General features: G+C 65.2%; 18 protein-coding genes and 1 other RNA gene. 7 read left to right on the top strand and 12 right to left on the bottom strand.

All coding sequences use genetic code 11. From position 1 onward, the window contains the following. Positions 1-2: 2 nt before the first annotated feature. From BN1233_RS08630 to rnpB, 7 genes are all read right to left on the bottom strand, one after another. The gene (locus BN1233_RS08630) at positions 3-1,433 is read right to left on the bottom strand and encodes a UDP-N-acetylmuramoylalanyl-D-glutamyl-2,6-diaminopimelate--D-alanyl-D-alanine ligase (RefSeq protein WP_046863040.1); all 1,431 of its coding nucleotides are present in this window, start codon (positions 1,431-1,433) and stop codon (positions 3-5) included. Further along, complete coding sequence (locus tag BN1233_RS08625; protein ID WP_046863039.1) at positions 1,430-2,893, bottom strand: UDP-N-acetylmuramoyl-L-alanyl-D-glutamate--2,6-diaminopimelate ligase; 1,464 nt, start codon at positions 2,891-2,893, stop codon at positions 1,430-1,432. Before BN1233_RS08625 ends, BN1233_RS08630 begins: the two co-directional genes overlap by 4 nt. Beyond that, a complete protein-coding gene (locus tag BN1233_RS08620; RefSeq protein ID WP_052763741.1) occupies positions 2,890-4,650 on the bottom strand; it encodes a peptidoglycan D,D-transpeptidase FtsI family protein in 1,761 nt (586 codons plus the stop codon). Before BN1233_RS08620 ends, BN1233_RS08625 begins: the two co-directional genes overlap by 4 nt. 5 nt (positions 4,651-4,655) lie before the next feature. Continuing rightward, positions 4,656-5,054 (bottom strand): cell division protein FtsL, encoded by a 399-nt coding sequence (gene ftsL, locus BN1233_RS08615; RefSeq protein WP_046863038.1) that lies wholly within the window; start codon positions 5,052-5,054, stop codon positions 4,656-4,658. Next, entirely contained in the window at positions 5,051-6,094 is a 1,044-nt protein-coding gene (gene rsmH, locus BN1233_RS08610; RefSeq protein ID WP_046863037.1) for a 16S rRNA (cytosine(1402)-N(4))-methyltransferase RsmH, read from the bottom strand. The genes ftsL and rsmH overlap by 4 nt, the downstream gene beginning before the upstream one ends. Next, the gene (gene mraZ, locus BN1233_RS08605; RefSeq protein ID WP_046863036.1) at positions 6,091-6,588 is read right to left on the bottom strand and encodes a division/cell wall cluster transcriptional repressor MraZ; all 498 of its coding nucleotides are present in this window, start codon (positions 6,586-6,588) and stop codon (positions 6,091-6,093) included. The genes rsmH and mraZ overlap by 4 nt, the downstream gene beginning before the upstream one ends. Positions 6,589-7,103: 515 nt before the next feature. After that, positions 7,104-7,486: RNase P RNA component class A (gene rnpB / locus BN1233_RS42710), an RNA gene on the bottom strand. 290 nt (positions 7,487-7,776) lie between these two features. On the opposite strand from rnpB, the gene BN1233_RS08600 reads away from it, so the two are divergent. From BN1233_RS08600 to BN1233_RS08575, 6 genes are all read left to right on the top strand, one after another. Beyond that, on the top strand, positions 7,777-8,052 hold the full coding sequence (locus tag BN1233_RS08600) for a hypothetical protein (RefSeq protein WP_046863035.1): 276 nt from the start codon (positions 7,777-7,779) through the stop codon (positions 8,050-8,052). A 78-nt stretch (positions 8,053-8,130) separates the two neighbouring features. Then, positions 8,131-8,853: a molecular chaperone DjiA gene (locus tag BN1233_RS08595; RefSeq protein WP_046863034.1), complete on the top strand. Its 723-nt coding sequence runs from the start codon at positions 8,131-8,133 to the stop codon at positions 8,851-8,853. Positions 8,854-8,916: 63 nt separating this feature from the next. Continuing rightward, positions 8,917-9,705 carry an N-acetylmuramoyl-L-alanine amidase gene (locus BN1233_RS08590; RefSeq protein WP_046863033.1) on the top strand — a complete coding sequence of 263 codons (789 nt, stop codon included), beginning with the start codon at positions 8,917-8,919 and terminating at the stop codon, positions 9,703-9,705. Positions 9,706-9,816: 111 nt separating this feature from the next. Next, positions 9,817-11,181, top strand: coding sequence for an efflux RND transporter periplasmic adaptor subunit (locus tag BN1233_RS08585; RefSeq protein WP_147707056.1), 1,365 nt, complete (start codon positions 9,817-9,819; stop codon positions 11,179-11,181). Positions 11,182-11,188: 7 nt separating this feature from the next. After that, a complete protein-coding gene (locus tag BN1233_RS08580; RefSeq protein WP_046863031.1) occupies positions 11,189-11,923 on the top strand; it encodes an ABC transporter ATP-binding protein in 735 nt (244 codons plus the stop codon). Positions 11,924-12,122: 199 nt separating this feature from the next. Next, positions 12,123-13,355, top strand: a complete 1,233-nt coding sequence (locus BN1233_RS08575) for an ABC transporter permease (RefSeq protein WP_046863030.1) — start codon at positions 12,123-12,125, stop codon at positions 13,353-13,355. A gap of 49 nt (positions 13,356-13,404) precedes the next feature. On the opposite strand, the gene uxaC is transcribed toward BN1233_RS08575, so the two are convergent. Continuing rightward, positions 13,405-14,808, bottom strand: a complete 1,404-nt coding sequence (gene uxaC / locus BN1233_RS08570; RefSeq protein WP_046863029.1) for a glucuronate isomerase — start codon at positions 14,806-14,808, stop codon at positions 13,405-13,407. 329 nt (positions 14,809-15,137) lie between these two features. Between uxaC and BN1233_RS08565 the strand changes: the two genes are divergently transcribed. Further along, positions 15,138-16,109 carry a threonine dehydratase gene (locus BN1233_RS08565; protein ID WP_046863028.1) on the top strand — a complete coding sequence of 324 codons (972 nt, stop codon included), beginning with the start codon at positions 15,138-15,140 and terminating at the stop codon, positions 16,107-16,109. 67 nt (positions 16,110-16,176) lie between these two features. On the opposite strand, the gene metH is transcribed toward BN1233_RS08565, so the two are convergent. Genes metH through BN1233_RS08545 form a run of 4 tightly spaced genes read right to left on the bottom strand, consistent with a single transcriptional unit; the run spans position 16,177 to position 22,835 of the window. Continuing rightward, a complete protein-coding gene (gene metH / locus BN1233_RS08560) occupies positions 16,177-19,929 on the bottom strand; it encodes a methionine synthase (protein ID WP_147707054.1) in 3,753 nt (1,250 codons plus the stop codon). Positions 19,930-19,969: 40 nt separating this feature from the next. Then, a complete protein-coding gene (metF, locus tag BN1233_RS08555) occupies positions 19,970-20,887 on the bottom strand; it encodes a methylenetetrahydrofolate reductase [NAD(P)H] (RefSeq protein WP_046863026.1) in 918 nt (305 codons plus the stop codon). Then, positions 20,887-21,891, bottom strand: a complete 1,005-nt coding sequence (locus tag BN1233_RS08550) for an ArsR/SmtB family transcription factor (RefSeq protein WP_046863025.1) — start codon at positions 21,889-21,891, stop codon at positions 20,887-20,889. The genes metF and BN1233_RS08550 overlap by 1 nt, the downstream gene beginning before the upstream one ends. 35 nt (positions 21,892-21,926) lie before the next feature. Further along, the gene (locus BN1233_RS08545; RefSeq protein ID WP_046863242.1) at positions 21,927-22,835 is read right to left on the bottom strand and encodes a DMT family transporter; all 909 of its coding nucleotides are present in this window, start codon (positions 22,833-22,835) and stop codon (positions 21,927-21,929) included. Between the last annotated feature and the right edge of the window lie 438 nt (positions 22,836-23,273).

The following is a 23,273-nucleotide window of genomic DNA, read 5'->3' as shown; positions in this document are numbered from 1 at the left end:
GATTATCCTTCCGCCGCAACGACCGCGTGGTCGGTGCTGCTGGCTTCCTTGAGCGCCTTGATGATGGTTGACATGCGCGTGCTGTTGGAGCCCTTCACCATGACGACGTCGCCGGGCCGTATTGCCTGCACGATGGTTTTCGCGAGGTCGGCCGCTGTCGGGGCATGTTCGCCACGCCGGCTCCGGGGCAGTGCCGTGAACAACTCCTGCATGAGAGATCCCGCCGTGAAGACGAGATCGATCTCATGCGCTTCGATCGGCTCGGCGAGGGCGCGGTGGAGCGCTGCGCCTTCAGGGCCGAGTTCCAGCATGTCTCCCAAAACTGCAATCCGGCGACCCCGCCTCCCCGTTTCCGCAGAGCCTAGAGTGGCGAGTGCTGCCCTTACCGAGGCCGGGTTGGCGTTATAGCTCTCGTCGATCAGAAGCGCATCACCAGAGCCGAGGGAGAGCCGTGTGCGCTCACCCCTCCCAGCCGGAGCGGACGCTTCCGCGAGCGCGAGGGTCGCAATGGCGAGATCCGCCCCGAGCGCATGGACAGCCGCGAGCACACCGAGCGAATTGATCGCGATATGCCGGCCCGGAGTTCCGAGCCTGTAGGTGACGCGCTGCCCGAAGACCAGCGCGTCGACGATGCTGGTGTCGGATTTGACGATGATGCGCTCGGCGCGGACGTCGGCGGTCTCGTGCTCCCCGAAGGTGACGATGCGACCGGCACTGGACGCGAAGGCATGGGCGCGAAGCCGCTCCCAGTGAGGATTGTCCCGGTTCACGACCGCGGTCCCGCCGGGCTCGAGCCCGGCGAAGATCTCGCCCTTGGCATCCGCAATGGCGGAAACCGACCGGAAATATTGGATGTGCACCGGCTCGACATTCGTGACGAGCGCCACATGCGGCCGGACCATCGCCGTCAGAGGCAGGATCTCGCCGGGGTGGTTCATCCCAATCTCGAAGACGCCGTAGCCGGTCTCCCGCGGCATGCGCGATAGCGTCAGGGGCACGCCCCAGTGATTGTTGTACGAGGCCACCGAGGCATGGGTTACCCCTTGCGGCATCAGAGCAAGCCGAAGGGCCTCCTTCGTGCTCGTCTTTCCTACCGAGCCCGTGACCGCCACGATCCGGGCGGATGAGCGGGCACGGGAAGCGACCCCAAGCAGTTCCAGGGACCGCAGAACGTCGCTCACGACGAGGAGCGGACCGGCCTCGGCGAACTCGGACGCTCGCTCTTCCGAGACGACGGCCGCTGCGGCCCCACGGCTCAGCGCGGCCGGGACGAAATCATGGCCATCTTGCACGTCTCCCCGGATGGCGAAGAACAGATCGCCGGGCTCGAGCGTCCGCGTGTCGATCGAAACCCCCGTCACGCCGGGGACGTCACCGATGAACCGCCCGCCCGTCGCCTGGGCGATCTCGTGTCGTGTCCAAAGGGGATTCATGCGGTACTCCGTGCAATCGCCGCCCGGATCTCGCCCTGGTCCGAGAACGGCAGCGTCCGGTCGCCGACGATCTGGCCGGTTTCGTGGCCTTTGCCTGCGACCACGAGCACATCTCCCGGCCTCAGGTCGGAAACGGCCCGCGCGATGGCCTCCCGGCGGTCTCCGATCTCGATTGCGCCGGGAGCCTCCGCGAGGATCTCTGCCCGGATCGCCGCCGGGTCCTCGGAGCGGGGATTGTCGTCCGTCACGATGACTCGATCGGCCTTCGTGACCGCGATCCGGCCCATGATTGGACGTTTGCCACGGTCGCGGTCGCCGCCGCAGCCGAAAATGCAGACGAGACGCCCGGTTACGAAGGGGCGCAGGGCTTGCAGGGCATGGTCGAGCGCGTCCGGCTTGTGGGCATAGTCGACGACGCAAAGGGCCCCGTTCACTTCGCCGACCCGCTCGAGGCGCCCCGAAACGCCCTTGAGGTGCGAAATGGCTGCAAGGACCTCCTCCGAGCGCCCCATCCCTTCGATCGCCAGCACCAAGCCCGCCGCAACGAGGGCATTCTCGACCTGAAACGAGCCCGCAAGCGGCAGGCGCACCTCGGTTCGGTGCCCCCCGGCCAGCACGGTGAGGTGCTGCTCGAAGCCAACGGGAGCGGCCGCGACGAGTTTCAGCGTCTCGCCGCCCCTCCCTGTCGTCAGCACCAGGGCGTCCCGGCGGCGGGCGGCATCGATGAAGGCGCGAGCCTCAGCACCGTCGACATTGATGACTGCCGAGGCTCCCTGCGGGAGCAGGGTCTCGAAGAGCCGAAGCTTCGCCGCAAGGTAGGCTTCCGGCGTGCCGTGGTAATCGAGATGGTCGCGGCCGAGATTGGTGAAAGCCGCCGCCGAGAGCCTCACCCCGTCGAGCCTGCGCTGCTCGATGCCGTGCGACGACGCCTCCATGGCGAGACGCGTGATTCCCTCTTCGGCCAGCCGGCTCAGAGTCTCGTGGAGCGTGAGCGGATCCGGTGTCGTGAGGGATCCATAGGCTCCGCCCTTGGAGGTGATGACCCCGAGGGTTCCGATGCTCGCGGCGGAAGAGCCCAGGGCAGCGAAGAGCTGGCGCGTGAAATCCGCCACAGAACTCTTTCCGCTCGTGCCGGTCACAGCCACAACGTGCTCGGGCTGATCCACGTACCAGCGTGCGGCCGCCAGCGAGAGGGCGCGGCGCACGTCGGAAACATGCAGGTACGGGACAGCAAGATCCGCCGGAGCCGCATCCGCTTCCCCGATGACCGCCGCGGCGCCGGTGCGCGCAGCCTGGGCCGCGAAGGCAAGACCGTCGGCCTTGGCGCCCGGAATCGCGACGAAGACATTGCCCTGTCCGACCTTCCGGCTGTCGAATGCGAGTCCGGACACGGTCATGCTGCCGCAGGCAGTGCCCCGCGCCTCCGGGAAGAGATCGGCCAGCATCATCGCCCGCGTCATCGCGTGCCCCAGGCGCCGAGCTTCGTCATCAGCGGAAATGCGTTGGTCGGCGGCTCGAAGCGCGGCGGGATCCCGAGGAGAGGCGCGGCGCGCTCGATGATGTTCCCGGTCGTCGGCGCAGCATTCCAGCCCGAGGTCGCAAAGCCGTAGGTCTCCGGCAGGCCCTGCGGCTCGTCGAGGATGGTGAGGATGAGATAGCGCGGCTTGTCGGAGGGTGAGATCGCCATGAAGGTCGTCAGCAGCTTGTTCTTGCTGTAGCGCCCCCCGATAACCTTCTCGGCCGTGCCTGTCTTCCCGCCCACGTAGAAACCTGCGATCGCCGCGCGGGTCGCCGAGCCTCTCTCCGCATTGAGCCGCATCACGTAGCGCATGGCTTCGCTGGTTTCCGGCTTGATGACCCGGACGGCGTCCTCGCGCGCCTCCACTTCGGTGCGCTTCAGGAAGGTGGGCTTGATGAGCCAGCCGCCATTCACCAGGGCCGCCGTCGCCATGACGGCCTGGAGGGGAGCGACCGCGATTCCGTGCCCGAAGGCGATGGTCACGGTGTTCAGTTCGCCCCACCGCGGAGGGACGAGCGGCTCCGCATTCTCGGGCAGCTCGGTCCGGAGGCGATCGAGCTGGCCCATCTTCTTCAGGAAGGCCTTGTGGCCATCGACGCCGATGCCGAGCGCCATGCGAGCGGTGCCGATGTTGGAGGAATGGATGAAGACCTCCGGCACCGTCAGGATGCGGTGGGTTCCGTGGTAATCGCCGATCGTGAACTTGCCGTAGCGCAGCCCGGAGCGCGCATCGAGCGTCGAGTTGATCGTGAACTTTCCCGAATCGAGCGCCATCGCGGTCGTGATGGCCTTGAAGGTCGATCCCATTTCGTAGACGCCGACATTGATCCGGTTGATCCGGTCCTTCTCGAGGGCGTCGACGGGATTGTTGGGATCGAAATCCGGCAGCGAAACGAGGCTGATCACCTCGCCGGTATTGACGTCGACGATGGCTCCCGCGGCGGCTTTCGCCTTGTATTTCTGCATCGCCTTCACGAGCTCGTCGCGCATGATGTGCTGGACGCGAAGGTCGAGCGAGAGTTCGACTGGCTTCAGATCCTCGGCCTTCAGGTTGAAGCCGGCGCCGTTGAGATCCTGAAGACCCTGCCCGTCGATGTATTTCTCCATCCCGGCGATGCCGACATTGTCGATATTGGCGAAGCCGAGCACGTGAGCAGCGACCTGGGCGTTTGGATAGACGCGCTTGTTCTCGGGCAGAAAGCCGACGCCTGGAATGCCGAGACGATGCACCTCGGCCTGCTGCCGTGGCGTGATCTCCCGCTTGACCCAGACGAAGCCCTTCTTCGTCCCGAGCTTCTCCCGCAACTCGCTGGCGTTCAGATCCGGCAGGACTGCCGTGAGGAGTTCGACGGCCTCATCCTTATCGACGATATTGCGCGGCTCCGCGAAGACGGAGACTGTCTTCACGTCGGTGGCGAGGATCTCGCCGTTGCGATCGACGATGTCGGGCCGCGCAGACGAGATTTCGGACGCCGTCGCGCGACGGGTCTCGCTCACATTGTCGCTCGTCACCGCGAGCATCACGAGGCGGCCCGCGATCAATCCGAACAAAGCCGTGAAAGCGAGCGTAACGACTCCGACGCGAGCCGTGCTCTTGTCCATGCGCAGCCGGAAGAGTTCGCGGAGCGGCTGGAGTGGATGACGCCGGATGACGATGCCGGCGCTTTTCTCGAGATCTTCGGGGCGCGCGTGCAGCACGGGCTTCACCGTTTGGGCGTTTGAGTGGAGGGTGTGCGTGCGTCGCTCTGGCGACCGTCCTTCGGAGTGGCCGTCGCCCCGAAGATGCCGAGGGCTTCGAGTTTCTGCGCGATGCTGTCTTCGCGCGGGGGGCGATTCGGAAGATCCGAGAAACGCGCCAATTGATGGACATTGACGGGCTGGAGATCGAGATGATCCTGCACGAACGCCTGCAGACGATCCGGCCGGTTGAGATGCTGCCACTCGGCACGAAGCACGGCGATCGCATCGCGCTCCCGTTGCAGCTTGGTTTTCAGATCGGCCACGAGCTCCGCCTCGTACAGAGTCTCATATTTGATCGAGTATGCGTAGCCCGCCGATGCGATCAGAGCCGAGATCGCCGCGAGATGAAAGAATCGCATCATCGGCGTGCCCTCCCCCGGTCGGCCGTGCGCGGCAGAGTGCCGAGGAGCGTCAGCGCTTCTGTCGGTGGATGTGCGGGGGCCGTCGTCCGCTCGCCCGCACGGAGCTTTGCGGAACGCGATCGCGGATTCGATGCGATTTCCTCAGGACCGGGCTTCATGGCCCCGCGGGTGATTGCGTTGAAGCTCGGGGGAATCGAAGTCCCGGATGGGAGATGCCGGGATGCCCCGCCGGCGCGTCCGGTGCGCAGGGCGAAGAACTGCTTCACGATCCGGTCCTCGAGCGAGTGAAACGTGACCACGACCAGCCGACCGCCGGGCGCGAGAGCTTCCTCGGCGGCTTGAAGCGCACGCACGAGCTCGCCGAGCTCGTCATTGACCGCAATCCGCAAAGCCTGGAACACCCGTGTTGCCGGATGCACACCGGGTTCCTGGCGGACGAGCGTCGCGACGAGATCCGCGAGTTCCCGCGTCGAGGTGAATTTCGAGCGGCGGCGCGCCTCGATGATCGCGCGCGCGATCGCCCGGGCACGGCGCTCCTCGCCGAAATGAAAGAAGATATCCGCGAGTTCGGCCTCGGATGCCTCGTTCACGATGTCCGCAGCGCTCACGCCTTCGCGCTCCATGCGCATATCGAGCGGTCCGTCTTGACGGAACGAGAAACCGCGGCTCGCCTCGTCGAGCTGCATGGAGGAGACGCCGATGTCGAGAACGACGCCATCGACGGTGTCGATTCCTTTGGCCTCAAGCAACGCCGCCAATTGGCCGAAGCGCCCATGGAGGAGACGCAGGCGCCCGCCGCTCGCGTCGACCATGGCGGCGCCGGCCGCAATCGCATCGGGATCGCGATCGATGGCGACAACATGGTTGGCTGCATTTGCCGAAAGAATGGCGCTGGTGTAGCCGCCCGCACCGAATGTGCCGTCGACGAAAACGCCGCCGCGATCGATGGCGAGCGTCTCGCATACGTCCCCCAGGAGCACGGGAACGTGACGGGTCGGTCCGCCAGCGGCTCCGGCTCGGCCGTCGCCGCGACCCTTCACCGTTCCCGCGCTCCTGGCGGGATATGCTCTGTCACGCGCGACTCCATGGGCCGTCTGCCAAGTGAGTTCTTGAGATCCCGCACTTTCGCACGCGCCGCCTCCAGGTGCGCACGGAAGCGCTCCGGCTCCCAGATCTGAAACTTGTTCCCGAGCCCGACGAACGTTACTGCGTCCGTGATCCCAGCGTGACTCTTCACTGCATCCGTGAGGATGACCCGCCCTTCCGGATCGACCTTCAGGATTTCGCTGGTTCCGAACAATGCCGTCGACAGCTGATCCCGCTCGTCCGAATAGGGCGATAGCGTCGACAAAAACGCATCGATCTCGCTCAGAAGCCTGTTGCCACCCGCATCGAGAGCCGGCGCATCGAGCGCCGGATGAACATACAGCCCCTCGAACCCATCCCGGGCGAGAACGGCCCGGAACTGAGCGGGAATGGAGACGCGCCCCTTCGAGTCCAACCGGTTGGTGAAATTGGACACGAAGCGGTCCATCGCCCGCGACCTGCAAACCTCTGATTGTCAGCCCCTCGGTGGGTTCTTGATGCCCACCGTCTCCCGTCGCGAGTGCGTACGCTCCTCTCCTGCAGTCGGACGCGCTGTAGCCCCACGCACGTCCAACTCTCTGGTCGGATGCAGCCCTCGACGGGATGATTTGGGATATCATGGGAGGATATGGTCGTCAACGGAATCGGGCGGGCGAGCACCCAGGGCAGCTCACGTGCCATGAGACTTGTTTAGGGTTAACGGACAGTAATCGCCGGTTCGGAAGCGGGTGCGGCGAGGAGACCGCGACCGAGCCATGTCGGGTCGAAACGAGCCCGACGAGACACAAGCTCCAGCGCCGGAATTCTGCATAATCGTGAATCAGACGACCGCTCGGGCGTGCAGGTGTCATGGACGCGAAGAGCACTGGATCGAAAAGTCCTCGGATTCGCTATGCCCTTGCAAATCGCAGGCGCGAACGCTCCACCAAAATCCGATGGAGCGATGATCGTAACCATGATGAAAACGTCAGCCGGCCTGTAAGCCGGGTTCTGTAGGGTCCGAGGCAAGCCTCGGACGTGGCGGCCATTCCTCTGGGACGATCGTCACCGATCGCCTCAAGCAACCAACCCGGATGACCAGCCTGGAAATGGGCCTGGCGCGAACGCCTGTCATCCCTATTCGGTTTTGCTCCCGGTGGGGTTTACCGTGCCGTCCGCATTACTGCGTCCGCGGTGCGCTCTTACCGCACCCTTTCACCCTTGCCGCGGCCGAGGCCGCGGCGGTCTGCTTTCTGTGGCACTGTCCCTGGGGTTTCCCCCGCCGGATGTTATCCGGCACCGCATCTCCATGGAGCCCGGACTTTCCTCCCCGGGCATGCGCCCGGAGCGGCCGCCCGGCCGGCTGACGACCCGATGTGGAGGGCGAGGCAAGCCCCCGTCAAGAGCCGCGCTCCGGTTTACGTCCCCTGACGCCCGGTGAATTCATTCTCGCCTGGGGATGATCGGCCCGCATGGTGCAACATGCGCTTCGGGCCGCTCTCGAAGAGGGGCAAGCCCCCGAATCCTTTCTTGGCGAGCCCCCAGAACTCCCCTAGCGGGATGGAACCCTTCCTGCGTGTAGGAGTTGGCGCAATCGTAAGGTCAAGCTATGAGGGCTGAGTGGCCGACAGCCCGCCACTTAGAGAGGGATGTTCCGATGAAGAAGATCGCGACTGCCATTGCCGCCGGCGTACTCACGCTGTCGATGACGGCCTGCTACACGCCCGAGGAACGTGCTCTCGGCGGCGCCGCCGTCGGCGGGCTTGCCGGTGCTGCAATCGGTGGCGCTGCGACCGGTCGCGCGGGCGGAGCGCTCGCAGGTGGTGCAATCGGTGCAGCCGGCGGCGCGATCGTGGGCGCCGCTACGGCCCCGCGCAACCCCTGCCCATACGGCACATATCGCGACCGTTACGGCAATATTTACTGCCGCTGATCTCCGCAGTCGGTTGAGCGAGGGCCGGGCTTGATCCGGCCCTTTTCATGTGGGGCCCATTCCGATTAGGACTGGGTCATGAATCATTCGATTTGGGGCAAGCTCGGAGGCGCCGGAATCGGACTCGCCTTGGGTGGCCCCCTCGGCGCCCTGCTCGGCGGGTTGGCCGGCCATATGCTGGTCGATCGCGAGGGAGCCATTTTCGGAGCGCCTCCGCGTGATGTCGTCTTCACGACGGGGCTCGTTGCCCTCGCGGCCAAGATGGCGAAGTCCGACGGCGTCGTCGTGAAGCGCGAGGTCGAGGCGTTCGAGCGCATCGTGGACGTGCCGCCAGGCGAGCATGAGAATGTCAAGCGTCTCTTCGACATCGCCAAGAGCACCAGTGACGGCTTCGAGGCCTATGCACGCCAGATCGGCGCGCTGTTCCGGGATGAACCAGCCCTCCTCGAAGACGTGCTCGAGGGATTGTTCCATATCGCAAAGGCTGACGGCGCCGTGCACGAGGCGGAGTTTGCCTATCTGAAATCGGTCGCGACCGAGTTCGGCTTTGACGATCGGAACTTCGACCGGATTGCGGCCCATCACGTCCGGCTCGTCGATGATCCCTATCTCGCGCTTGGTGCGGACCGAAGCATGAGCGACGAGGACCTGAAGCGCCATTACCGTCGGCTCGTTTCCGAGATTCATCCCGACCGCGAGATCGCGCGCGGTCTCCCCCAGGAGGCCGTCCGGATCGCCACGGACCGGCTTGCCGCGATCAATGCCGCCTGGGAGCGGGTCGCACAAGAGCGAGGCCTCTGATGAGCCCGCAAACCGGCTCGGGTGTCGACTCGCGCGGTCGGCTCGCCACGTCGTGAAAGCCGAATGAGTGAGAGGCTGACACCGGACAGCCCGGTGGCGACAAAGGTCTTTCCGTCACCCAATCACGGGGAGCGCCGGGACGGGTGCGTGCCCGACATCCTGCTGCTGCACTACACCGGCATGCCGGATAGCGGCGAAGCTCTCCAATGGCTCTGCAATCCGATTTCTCAGGTCTCCGCGCACTACTTCGTGTTCGAGGATGGCCGGGTCCTGCAACTCGTTCCGGAAATACGGCGCGCCTGGCATGCCGGAGTCTCCGCATGGGACGGAGACCGCGATATCAACTCCCGATCGATCGGCATCGAGATCGCACATCCAGGTCATCCTGGCGGCCTCCCACCCTTCCCGGACGCTCAGATCGAAGCGGTCATTGTTTTGTGCCGTGACATCATGGAGCGCTGGCGCATCCCTCCCCAAAGGGTTCTGGCGCATTCCGATGTCGCGCCGGGCCGCAAGCAGGATCCTGGCGAGGGTTTTCCGTGGCAGCGCCTCTCCGAGGCCGGGGTCGGGCACTGGATTCCGCCCGCGCCCATCCGGGACGGCCGCTTCTTCAGCCGCGGCGATCAGGGCATGCCCGTCGAGGCGTTGCAGGCCATGTTCGCGATGTACGGCTATGGACTGCGGATCACGGGTGTATTCGACGAGGACACGGAGAACGTCGTGACGGCCTTTCAGCGACATTTCCGGCCGGCGCGCGTCGATGGCGTCGCGGATGCCTCGACGATCACCACTCTGCGGGATCTGATCGCCGCCCGCAGCCGCGGAGGAGCAGCGGGCCTTACCGTCGCATGACAAAGAGTTAACTCGCCGCCGAGCCTCGGATGCGCCAAAGTCCGGCTGTCGGAGGCATGCGCCTCGAGGGGTGATAACGACGTGCGGCGGGCTTGGTTGTGGATCGTCGTCGTGTTGGCGGCGGTCGGTGCTGCTGGGAGCTACCTCCAGTTCTGGGGCGACGGTTCGGCCGCCGTGGCGCCCTATCGTCTGGCCCGCGTGGAGCGCGGGCCGCTCGTTGCAACCGTACGAGCCACCGGTACCCTCAACCCGGTCAACACGATCCTCGTCGGTTCGCAGCTGTCCGGACAGGTCGTGGAAGTGCTTGTGGATTTCAACACGCCCGTGAAAGCCGGGCAGGTCGTGGCGCGCCTTTTCTCCGATCAGATCCGATCGCGGCGCGACGCGGCGCGGGCCGATCTCGACCAGGCGCGAGCAGACCTCGCCATGAGACGGGCCCAGGTCGAGCGCGCGAAGGCCTCTCTCCGGAAGGCGGAGGCGGCCCGGCTCGATCAAATCGCGCAGCGGGATCGCGCTCTGGCGCAGTCCGCCGATGCCGAGCGAACATTGGAGCGCGTCTCGGATCTCGCCTCGCGTCAGGTGGGAACACCGACGGCCGTCGAGCAGGCAACCACCCAGCGCGATGTCATGAAGGCAGGGGTCGCTTCTGCCGAAGCCCAGATCGCATCGAACGAGGCGGAAATAGCCGGCCTGCGGGCGGATCTCGCGTTAGCGGAAGCGCAGGTCGCCTCTGCCGAGGCCGCTATCCTCCAGCGCGAAGCAAAACTCAGGGACGTCGAGATCGATCTTACCCGGACTGAAATCCGCTCGCCCGTCGACGGGGTCGTGGTGAAGCGGGAGGTGGAACTCGGCCAGACGGTCGCGGCATCCCTTTCGGCGCCGACCCTGTTCACGATCGCCCAGGACCTACGCCGGATCGACATCTACGCAAGCATCGACGAGGCCGATGTCGGACAGATCAAGCCCGATCAGCCGGTAACGTTCACCGTCAGCGCTTATCCGAGCCGCACATTCTCGGGCAAGGTGCGCATGGTTCGGCTGGGCTCGGAAACGGTACAGAACGTCGTGACCTACACGGCCGTCATCAACGTGGACAATGCAGACCTCGCGCTCCTGCCCGGAATGACGGCGAACGTGCAGATCGTGACGGATGAGCGGCCGGACGTGCTGCGCGTGCAGAATGCCGCCCTGCGCTTCCGACCTTTTGGCCGCGCGGCGGCGGGCAGAAGCCAGATGGATGTGATCGGAGACGGCCAGCCCGGGCAGGTCTACGTGCTCGGCGAGAACGGCGAGCCGAAAGTGATTCCCGTGCGCCTGGGCATCACCGACGGATCCACGACCGAGATTGTCGGCGGAGATCTTGCGGAGGGAGCCGGCGTCATCGTGGGCGGTGGCCCCCGGCCATCCGCGGCCGCCGCATCCGACCGGAACGCCTCCTCCCCGGGCGCGCGGCCGCGCGGTCCGCGGATGTTCTGAGGTCCGGATGGCGCTGATCGAAACGGATGCCCTGAGCCGCGTCTACCTCCTCGACGGCGGCAGTGTCATGGCCCTCCAGGCTGTCTCCCTCCGGATCGACGCGGGAGAATTCGTTGCCGTCATGGGACCTTCGGGGTCCGGCAAGTCCACTTTCATGAATCTCATCGGCTGCCTCGACCGGCCGTCGAGCGGCCGCTACACGCTCGATGGCTCAGAGGTGCAGTCTCTCGACGCCGATGGCCTGGCGACTCTGCGCAACCGGGCGATCGGCTTCGTCTTCCAGCAGTTCAATCTGCTGCCGCGCATGGATGCAGTCGCGAATGTCGAGCTCCCGATGGTGTATGCCGGCATCAACAGACGCCGGCGTCGCGATCAGGCGATGCAGGCCCTGTCCCGGGTGGGCCTCGCGGAACGCGCCCATCACCGCCCGCTGCAACTCTCCGGTGGTCAGCAGCAGCGCGTGGCGATCGCGCGGGCGCTCGTCAACCATCCGAGCCTGCTCCTTGCAGACGAACCGACCGGAGCCCTCGATAGCCGCACGGCGCTCGAGATCCTCGGACTGTTCCAGGATCTGAATCGCGAGGGCATGACCATCGTCCTCGTGACGCATGATCCGGAGGTCGCGCGACACGCAAGGCGTGTGGTGCGCTTCCGGGATGGGCGCGTGGTCGACGACCGCGATCAGGAGCCCGCGGATGCAGGAAGGACGCTCGAGTTGCTCATGCAGGGAGTTGCTGCATGACTCCCGATGTCGGCGCCGCCACCCTCACCCGCCCCTTCGGGGCGACCTCTCCCATCGAGGGAGAGGTGAAGCGCCGCCTCTCCCTCGATGGGAGAGGTCGGACGCGAAGCGTCCGGATGGTTGGGAATACGCCGCGCTCATCAAGAGAAATCCACAGCTCTGATAATGGCCGCAAGCAGCACGCAAACGGAAGGGCCTCATGAGATTCGAGGAGGCATTCCGGTCGGCGCTGCTCTCGATCTCGTCCAATGCCCTGCGCAGTGCGCTGACGATGCTCGGCATCATGATCGGCGTGGCAGCCGTCATCGCGATGGTCGCGATCGGCTCAGGCGCGCGCGATCTCGTCGATCGGCAGATCCGCTCCCTCGGTGCCAATCTGGTCGTCGTCACGCCGGGCAACGTCAATCAAGGTGCCGTACGTCTCGGGGCTGGCGCGGCGTCGAGCCTGACCGACGAAGATGGAGAGCTTATCCGCAGGGAGATCGAAGGGGTCACGGCAGCGGCCCCGTTCATCCGCGGAGGCTCCCAGGTCGTAATGAACGGCAGCAATTGGTGGACATCCGTCTACGCGGTCGACCTCGACTGGTTCGTTGCGCGCGAGTGGGATGTGGAGTCCGGGCGCACCTTCGATCCCGAGGAGCTGCGCCGCGGCGACATCGCCGTCATTCTCGGCCGAACAGTCGCGCAGAACCTGTTCGGGAACGACGATCCGCTCGGACAGACGATCCGCGTGCGCAACGTACCGTTTCGGGTCATCGGCGTGATGGCGCCGAAGGGGCAGACGGCCTTTGGGCAGGATCAGGACGACGCGATCTTCGTTCCTCTGATAACGGGGCGCCGGCGTGTGCTCGGCCGCAACTACGCGAAAGACGGGTCGGTTGGTTCGATCTTCGTGAAATTCGAGCAAGAGGTCGATATCCAGCCGGGAATTGAACGGATCTCCGCCCTGTTGCGGCAGCGGCATCGCATCGCGCCGGACCAGGAGGACGACTTCTCGATCCGCAACCTCACCGAGGTCGCGAACACGGCGACTGCCTCAGCGAATGCGCTCTCGCTCCTCTTGGCTGCTATCGCGGCCGTGTCGCTGCTCGTCGGCGGCATCGGCATCATGAACATCATGCTGGTCTCCGTGACCGAACGCACGCGCGAGATCGGCCTGCGCCTTGCGGTCGGTGCACGCCCCCGCGATATTCTGAATCAATTCCTGATCGAGGCGACCACCCTCGCGACGATCGGCGGGGCCACCGGCGTGCTGCTCGGAGTCGGCGCAGCGAGACTGGTCGCGTCCGCGGCCGGCTGGCCTGCCATCGTGCGCCCGGAGGCGATCGCCCTGGCGGTCGGGTTCTCCGCGCTGGTCGGGATCTTCTTCGGCTTCTATCCCGCGAGGCGCGCTGCGCGCCTCGATCCGATCGAGGCCCTGCGCAGGGATTGATGTTCCGGACGAAAGCCAGCGCCTCTCGCCCTCACGGAATCGGTTCCCGTCAGAGCCGGTAAGCCTCCTTGGCCAACCGATAGGCGAGGTCGTAAGCAACCTCGTGGGCCTCGTCCTCGTCAAGGCGATGAGTGGTCACGAGTTCGGCGAGGTAGGCGCAATCGACCCGGCGGGCGACATCGTGGCGGGCCGGGATCGACGGGAAGGCGCGCGTATCGTCGTTGAACCCGACGGTGTTGTAGAAGCCGGCCGTCTCCGTCGTAAGTTCGCGGAAGCGCCGCATCCCCTCGGGAGAATCATAGAACCACCAGGCCGGCCCGAGCCGCAGGCAGGGATAGTGGCCCGCAAGCGGCGCAAGCTCACGGCTGTAGGTTGTTTCGTTGAGCGTGAAGAGGATGACCGTCAGATCCCGCTCGTTGCCGAAGCGATCGAGCAGAGGCTTGAGCGCCCGGACATAATCCGTCGCAGTCGGAATGTCCGCACCCATGTCTCGGCCGAAAGTCTCGAAGAGCGATCGGTTGTGATTACGGAGCGAGCCGGGATGGATCTGCAGCACCAGTCCATCCTCGAGACTCATGCGCGCCATCTCGGTCAGCATCTGCGCCCGAAAGAGTTCGGTATCCTCGGCCGAAGGATGCCCTCGGGTCACGCGCTGGAACAGGGCCTCCGCCGCGGGTTGCGGGAGATCGGCCGTGCGGGCCGTGGGATGGCCGTGATCTGTCGAGGTCGCACCGAAGCTCTTGAAGTAGGCCCGGCGGGCGCGGTGCGCGGCGAGATAGCCGCTCCAGGTCGAGGTGTCCTCTCCCGTGATCTCGCCGAAGCGAGCGACATTGTCGCGAAAGCCCTCGAACTCGGGGTCGACGACCGGATCCGGGCGATAGGCCGTGATCACGCGACCCGGCCATCCGGATTCACGGATCATCCGATGCCAGTGCAAGTCGTCGAGTGGGCTTTCCGTCGTGGCAATGACCTCGATGTTGAAGCGGTCGAACAGCGCCCGGGGTCGGTACTCGGGTCTGGCAAGCGCCTCAGCGATCGTATCGTAGAAGAGATCGGCGGTTTCTGGAGCGAGACGCTGGTCGAGACCGAACAGGGTCGCAAACGCGTGATCGAGCCATAGCCGCGTCGGCGTGCCGCGAAACAGGTAGTAATGCTCGGCGAAGCGGCGCCAGATCGTTCGTCCGTCGGTCTCGACGGGACTGCCGTCGCGACGGCGGATGCCGAGATCCTCCAGGGGAACGCCCTGGCTGTAGAGCATGCGGAAGATGTAATGATCCGGCACCACGAACAGCCGGGCGGGATCCGAAAAGGCTTCGTCCTCCGCATACCATCGCGGGTCGGTATGACCGTGCGGCGACACGATCGGGAGACCCTGGACATGCTCGTAGAGGCGGCGTGCAACGGCACGGGTCGCAGGATCGGCCGGGAACAGACGATCTGGGTGAAGCGGCATCAACAGCTCCCTCGACCAGCACTCGAGACGCGTGAGGCTCATGCGGGAAAGGGGTGGCGCAACCCAGATGCGTTCGCATGGCGCGCCGGCCGCGTCCCCCACGTCAATGCGTTCGACGAGCGCTGGGTTCAATGATCCGAAACGGCACTGGCTCGACCATTCCGGACCGGCTCGACGAAATTAGCCGTTCGTGCAGTCTCTGATCAAGCGGCGGGGCGGCCCCATTTTCGAACAAGTCCGGCAGACTGATGTTGCCAACCTCTCTTCCGCTCTTCATCACTGGCCGTCAGCAATTCTGCAGGCCATGACCGAGCGCCAGGAGACCTCTCATGTTCAGCCGTGACGATCTGGAACGAGCCACGCGTCTGGTCCATTCGATCATGCCGGCGACTCCCCAATATTCATGGCCGCTCCTGGCGCAGCGGTTCGGGTGTGAGGTCGTGGTGAAGCATGAGAATCATACCCCGATCGGCGCCTTCAAGCTGCGCGGCGGCCTCGTCTACCTGGACCGACTGAAGCGGGAACGCGCCGGGGCAAAGGGCGTGATCAGCGCGACCCGGGGTAATCACGGGCAGAGCCTCGCGCTGGCAGGTCGCCAATTCGACCTGCCTGTCACGATCGTTGTGCCTTACGGCAATTCGGCCGAGAAGAATACCGCGATGCGGGCCTTCGGGGCCGAGCTTGTCGAGCATGGGCGCGATTTCGACGATGCAAAGCAGCATGCGGCCATGCTCGCCGAGCAACGCGATTTCGAATTCGTCCCGTCCTTCCATCGTGATCTCGTGAGGGGCGTCGCCACCTATGCCCTTGAGCTCTTCCAGGCCGCGCCTGAACTCGATGTCGTCTATGCGCCCATCGGGCTCGGGTCCGGCATCTGCGGCCTCATCCGGACTCGCGATCTCCTCGGGTTGAAGACGGACATCGTCGGTGTGGTACCGCAACGGGCGAACGCCTATCGGCTATCCTACGATGCCGGACGAGTCGTTCCGGTCAACGAGGTCTCGACATTCGCGGACGGCGCTGCCGTGCGCGTTCCGGACGAGCATGCCCTCGCGATCATCAGGGCCGGCGCGGCACGGATCCTGGAGGTTCCCGAGGAGGCCATCGCGGAGGCGATCCGAACCTATCACGAGGATACGCATAACCTCGCCGAAGGCGCGGGTGCTCTCGCCCTCGCAGCCCTGGCGCAGGAGCGGGAGAACCTGAAGGGCCGCAAGGCCGGCGTCATCCTGAGCGGCGCGAACATCGACCGCCCTTGGGCTGCGCAGGTCCTCGCGGGCGGAACCCCGAGCGTGTCATAGTTCGCTCGGGACTCCGGTCGAGCACGCTAGCTTCCGGCGCAGAGCAGGTGTCTTCCGGTCTGTCCCGCTACTCGGCTGCGATCACGGAATAGGATGCCGGATCATAGTTCAGGATCGGCGCGAGCCAGCGCTCCACCTCCTCGATCGCCATGCCCTTGCGCTCGGCGTAGGCCTCGACCTGATCGCGCTCCACCTTGGCGACCCCGAAATAATGCGCGTCCGGATGGGCGAGATAGAGGCCCGACACTGACGAACCCGGCCACATCGCGAAGGATTCTGTGAGCCTGACCCCGATGCGGCGCTCCGCCTCCAGGAGACGGAACAGCGTGTCCTTCTCGGTATGGTCGGGCTGGGCCGGGTATCCGGGCGCCGGCCGAATGCCGCGATATTCCTCCCGGAGGAGATCCTCTGCCGAGCATGCCTCGTCGGGTGCGTAGCCCCAGAACTCCTTGCGGACACGCTCGTGCATGCGTTCCGCAAAGGCTTCGGCGATGCGATCGGCAAGAGCCTTGACGAGAATGGATCCGAAATCGTCGTTGGCGCGCTCGAATCGCTCGGCGATGCGAACCTCCTCGATGCCGGCCGTCACTACGAAGCCACCGATATAGTCGGCGAGCCCAGTCTCATTGGGGGCGACGAAATCCGACAGGCAGAGGTTTGGCCGCCCATCCCGCTTCGAAAGCTGCTGACGCAAGCCATGGAAGGTTGCCAACTCCTCACGCCGGCTTTCGCCTGTAAAGAGACGGATATCGTCACCGACCGCATTCGCAGGCCAGAAGCCGATGACCGCCTTCGGGTTGAACCAGCGCTCCTCAACGAGACGCGACAGCATCGCCTGCGCATCCTCATAGAGCTGTCTCGCAACCGGACCCTGCTCCGGATCGTCCAGGATTGCCGGGAAGCGTCCCTTGAGTTCCCACGTCTGGAAGAAGGGCGTCCAGTCGATATACGGCACCAGCTCCGCGACGTCATAGGAGCGGAAAACGCGGGTGCCCGTGAAGGTCGGCTTTGGCGGCGTATAGCCCGGCCAGTCGATCGCGAACCGGTTCGCCTGCGCCTTCTCGAGTGGCAGACGCTGCTTCTCGCGCTCGGACCGTGCATGCGCATCGGCCACCCGGCGGTACTCGGCCTTCACGGTCTCGATATAGGCGTCCTTTGCCTCGCGAGATAGGAGCGCGGAAACGACGCCGACCGCACGGCTGGCATCCGCGACATAGACGGCCTGTCCGCGTTCGTATTTCGGATGGATCTTCACTGCGGTGTGCACGCGGCTCGTCGTGGCGCCCCCAATGAGCAACGGCAGGTCGAAACCTTCGCGCTCCATCTCTCCAGCCACATGCGCCATCTCCTCGAGGGACGGCGTAATGAGGCCCGAGAGCCCGATGATATCGACATTCTCGGCGCGGGCCGTCGCCATGATCTTCTGCGCCGGAACCATCACGCCGAGATCGATGACCTCGTAATTGTTGCAGGCGAGCACGACGCCGACGATGTTCTTGCCGATATCGTGCACGTCGCCCTTCACGGTCGCCATCAGGATCTTTCCGGCAGCAGAGCGCTTGCCGCCACCGGTAGCCTGCTTCTCGGCCTCCATGAACGGCTCGAGATAGGCGACCGCCTGCTTCATCACGCGCGCCGATTTGACGACCTGAGGCAGGAACATCTTTCCCGAGCCGAACAGATCGCCGACGACGTTCATTCCGGCCATGAGCGGGCCTTCGATGACGTCGAGCGGCCGGGTGGCGGCGAGCCGCGCCTCCTCGACGTCACTGATGATGTATTCCGTGATCCCGTTGACGAGGGCATGCTCGATCCGCTGCTCGACGGCCGCCTTGCGCCATTCGAGGTCGGCCACCGCAGCGGGACCGCTCCCACCCTTGAACCGCGGCGCCGCCTCGAGCAGGCGCTCCGTCGCGTCCTCGCGCCGGTTGAGGACGACGTCCTCGCAGAGTTCCCGGAGATCGGGCGGGATCTCGTCATAGACGGCAAGCTGGCCCGCATTCACGATGCCCATGTCCATTCCCGCATGAATGGCGTGGAACAGGAACACGGAATGCATCGCCTCTCGCACGGGCTCATTGCCCCGGAACGAGAAGGAAAGGTTCGACACGCCGCCCGACACGTGCACGTGCGGGAGGGTTTCGCGGATCCGACGGGTCGCCTCGATATAAGCGACGCCATAGCCGGCATGCTCCTCGATCCCGGTTGCGACCGCGAAGATGTTCGGATCGAAGATGATGTCCTCGGGCGGGAAACCCACTTCCTGCGTCAGGATTCGATAGGCGCGCGTGCAGATCCCGACCTTGCGCTCGATGGTGTCGGCCTGCCCCTCCTCGTCGAAGGCCATGACCACCACGGCGGCTCCATAGGACCGGCAGATCGCAGCGTCCGCCTTGAACCGCTCCACACCCTCCTTCATCGAGATCGAGTTCACGACCGCCTTGCCCTGAATGCATTTCAGGCCGGCCTCGATCACCGAGAACTTGGAAGAATCGACCATCACGGGAACCCGCGAGATATCGGGTTCCGAGGCGACGAGGTTGAGGAACTCCACCATGGCGCGCTCGGAATCGAGCAAACCCTCGTCCATGTTGACGTCGATGATCTGTGCACCGTTCACGACCTGGTCGCGCGCCACATCGAGCGCCGCTGCAAAGTCACCGTTGGTGACGAGCTTGCGGAACTTGGCCGAGCCGGTGACGTTCGTGCGCTCGCCGACATTCACGAAGGGAATGTCGGGCGTCAGGACGAAGGGCTCCAGGCCGGCGAGCCGCATCATCGGCTCGATCTTCGGGACCTGCCGTGGCGCCTTGCCCGAAACAGCATCCCTGATGGCGCGGATGTGATCGGGCGTGGTACCGCAACAGCCTCCAACTACATTGACGAAACCTGCATCGGCGAATTCGGCGAGCATGCCCGCCGTAGCCTCAGGGCTTTCGTCGTAGAGGCCGAACTCGTTCGGCAGGCCGGCATTTGGATAGGCGCAGACGAGCGTGTTGGCGGCCTTCGAGATCTCCTCGATATGAGCACGCATCTCGCGCGCACCGAGGGCGCAGTTAAGTCCGATCGAGACCGGCTCGGCATGCCGCACGGAATGCCAGAACGCGGTCGGCGTCTGTCCCGACAGGGTGCGGCCCGAAAGATCCGTGATCGTTCCGGAGATCATGATCGGGAGGCGGATGCCGCACTCCGCGAACACGCGCTGTGCCGCAACGATCGCCGCCTTCGCATTGAGGGTATCGAAGATCGTTTCGATCAGGATGATCTCGGCACCACCATCGACGAGTCCCCTCACCTGCTCGATATAGGCGTCACGGACGGCGTCGAAGGTGACGGCACGATAGCCCGGATTGTTGACATCCGGAGAGATCGACAGGGTGCGGTTGGTCGGGCCGACGGCGCCCGCCACGAACCGGCGGCGGCCATCCTCGGCTTGCGCGAGACTCGCGGCCTCGCGTGCCAGGCGCGCTCCCTCACGATTGAGATCATAGACGATCGACTCGAGTTCGTAATCGGCCTGCGCGATCGACGTGCCCGAGAAGGTATTGGTTTCGACGATATCGGCTCCGGCGCGGAAATACGATAGATGGATCTGCCGTACCGTCTCGGGCTGCGTCAGGTTGAGGAGATCGTTGTTTCCTTTGAGATCGCGGCTTGCATCGCGAAACCGCGTTCCGCGAAAGTCTTCTTCACCGAGATTGAGGCGCTGGATCTCGGTACCCATCGCGCCGTCGAGCAGCAGGATGCGTTCGGTCGCGAGCGCATGCAGCGCCGCACGAACTTCTGCGCCGTCGATGGGGAGCCGGGATCCCTCATACATCACCATTCTCCCCTGTGGGTTGGATCGCTTCAAAACGCACTCAGGCTGCAACCATCTGGGGCTCCGGCGCAGCCGGCGCCCGCAGCCCGAGAAGACGACAGATCGCGTAGACGAGGTCCGCACGATTCATCGTGTAGAAGTGGAATTCGCTGATGCCGCGATCGACGAGGTCGATCACCTGTTCGGCGGCAACGGCCGCAGCAATGAGGCGACGTGTTTCCACGTCGTTTTCGAGCCCGTCGAAGCGCGCAGCCAGCCAGTCCGGCATGCTGGCGCCCGTCTTGGAAGCAAAGTTCGCGGCCTGGCGGAAATTCTGGACGGGTAAGATGCCCGGCACGATCGGGATCGAGATGCCCCGGGCACGCACGCGGTCGAGATAGCGGAAATACACGTCGTTGTCGAAGAAGAACTGCGTGATAGCGCGGTCCGCGCCGCAATCCACCTTCGACTTCAGGGCGTCTATGTCGGCATCGAGGCTTGCAGCCTCCGGGTGCTTCTCGGGATAAGCCGAGACCGAGACCTCGAAATCGCCCAGCCGTTTGATCCCGGCGACGAGATCGCAGGTTTGCTCGTAGCCGCCGGGATGAGGCCTGTAGACCGATCCCGGCCCCTCGACAGGATCTCCGCGCAACGCAACGATGTGCCGGACACCCGCCTCCCAGTACGATCGGATCACCCCGTCGATCTCGGTGCGATCTGCGGCAACGCAGGTCAGGTGGGCCGCCGGCTTCAGAGGCGTCTCCTGAATGATGCGAGCCACCGTCGCGTGCGTCCGCTCACGGGTCGAGCCACCGGCGCCATAGGTTACGGAAACGAATTGCGGTGAGAGCGGCGCCAGTCTCTCGATGGACGACCAGAGCGTCGCCTCCATCTCGGGCGTCTTCGGCGGGAAGAACTCGAAGGAGACCTTGATCGGGCAGGTGCCCTGGCGACTGAGACGGAATCCAACCGGAGCCATCAGGCTACCTCCCGATCCTGCTGCTTGAGGGGCCAGTCGGTACGGATCCGGCGATCCTGTCCGAGCCAGAGTGAAACGGTCAGCTGGTCGTCGCCTTTCCGTGGCGGCGCCAGCTCGCGCACGAGCGTGCACTCGATTCCTGCCTCGTCGAGCCAGGCCGCGACCTGCTCGCGGGCAAAACCGAGCCGCCGATGCGCCTGTGCCTCCCGGAGGAATTCGAGGCGGTGGGGGGCGAAGTCGACCACGAGAATGCGGCCTCCGGGCGCCGTAAGCCTCGCAGCCTCGCGGATCGCCCGCGCCGGGTCGTCGAGATAGTGCAGAACCTGATGGATCAGAGCGACATCGAAGCTGTCGCGCGGGAAAGGCGGAGCGTAGATATCGCCCTGCCGAAGCTCGGCCCGTGACAGGCCCACCCGTTCGAGATTAGCCCGTGCCACGGACAGCATCGCGTGGCTCGCATCGAGGCCGACGATCCGCGAGGCCAGCGGCGCGACGAGCTGCAGCATGCGCCCCGTCCCGGTCCCGAGATCGATGAAATTGCGGATCGGCTGGTCCCCGAGAGCATCGAGGATCGCTGCCTCGACGGCCGCTTCCGGGGCGTGGAGCGAGCGAATGCGATCCCAGTCGGCCGCCAGCCGCGCAAAGAAGGCTTGCGCCACCTGCGCGCGCTGCGCTCTGACCGCCGCGAGTCGGGCACGGTCATCGAGCAACTGCGGGTCGGACCGGTCGAGCGTCTCGAGAAGCGATTTCAGGACGGCGATGGCCGGCCCGTGCTCGGTCAGGTGGAAGAAGGCCCAGGCGCCCTCCCGGTGCCGCTCGACCAGGCCGGCTTCCACGAGAAGCTTCAGGTGGCGGGAGATGCGGGGCTGAGACTGCCCGAGAATGTCCGTGAGGTCGGAGACGGTCAGCTCCCCCTCGCCGAGAAGGGCCAGGATGCGCAGGCGAGTTTCCTCGGCTGCGGCGCGGAGAATCCCGAGCATTTCGCCGAGCGACGGAGCAGCCATCCCACCTCCTACGTAGATATAAACATATCTTTATATCATACTCCCTCTCGGGACAAGGGGCGTCCTCCGGCGGGTTTGGCGGATGCGGTTCGACGCGCGATGAGAACGAGCATGAGCACCATCGCCGCGACGGCCCAGGTCACAGGCTCGATGGGCTCCCGGTTCAGGAGTGCGGCGATGGCCAGGGTCAGGAATGTCTGAAGCAGCTGCACCTGGCTCACGCGCGCGATGCCGCCGATCGCCAGGCCCGCGTTCCAGGCGAAGAAGCCGATATACTGGCTCATGAGGCTGACGTAGAGCAAGGCGAACCAGTGCAGCGCGGGAACGGCCGCCGGGTGCTCGGGGAAGAGCCACACCGCCAAAGGTGCGGTGACCGGAAGCGACACGACCAAGATCCAGGAGATCACCTCCCAGCCCGCCAGTCCGCTCTGGGTGAGCTTCCCCGAGACCACGTAGCCGAGGGACGAACTCAGGACGGCTCCGAGGAGGTACAGGTCCCCGAGTTGCAGACCTCCTTCCCCTTCTCGCAGGGCGAAGGCCGTGACGAGCGCGGCTCCCGCCACGGCTGCGATCCAGAAGGCCGGCCGCGGCCGCTCGCCCGCCAGAAGAACGCTGATAAGCGCCGTGGAGAGCGGCAGGATCCCGAGCACGACCCCGCGATGGGAGGCGGGCACGGTCTCCATCGCCAGTGCCGTCAGAACCGGAAACCCGGCGACAAGGCACAGCGCGGAGAGGACGAGCGCTCCAACATCCTTGGGCTGCGGCACAGGGCGCCTGAGAACGAGAAGCGTCGCGCCCGCGAGAAGGCCGGCGAGTGCGGCCCGTCCGGCGCTGATGAACCAAGGGCTCAACGTCTCGATCGCGAGCCGCGTGAAGGGAAGCGTGCCTGCGAAGATGCAGACCCCGATGAAGCCGAGGATGAGGCCGAGCGTTTCGCGGGACACGGAGAACGAGGGGCTCTGCTGGTGCGGTGGATCGTGCTTGCAGGAGAAGTGCGCTGGAATGCAAGACCTCTTCGCCTCGTCCATAAGAGCCGGGGGGAGCAATGCACGACTCGTCTCGGAACCTTTCCACTCTTGCGAGCCGCGGGCGAGGCGAACCATCCGTCGAGGGGTAGATTGCCTCACTCCGTTCGCAATGACGAAGAGGGTCTGAGGGCGGGAGGAGTACGGCCGGAAACGAAACAAATTCCGGATGAACCCTGCCGGAATTGCCGGAGGCCCATCCTGTGAGAGGACGGAGCCGTTATGACAAAGAGAACAGCGCGCTTGCCTGAGGCTTGCGAGCTAGCAGAGCGTGTAGCCGGGACCAACGACGGATGAGCGCGAGCGGATCAAGGCGCCCGCGCGCCAGAACCGTGAGCTGCGCCAGACCAGCGCTTA

Origin of the sequence: Microvirga massiliensis, assembly GCF_001006805.1 — a bacterium.
GTDB lineage: Bacteria > Pseudomonadota > Alphaproteobacteria > Rhizobiales > Beijerinckiaceae > Microvirga > Microvirga massiliensis.
This window is presented reverse-complemented; position numbering and strand designations above follow the sequence as displayed.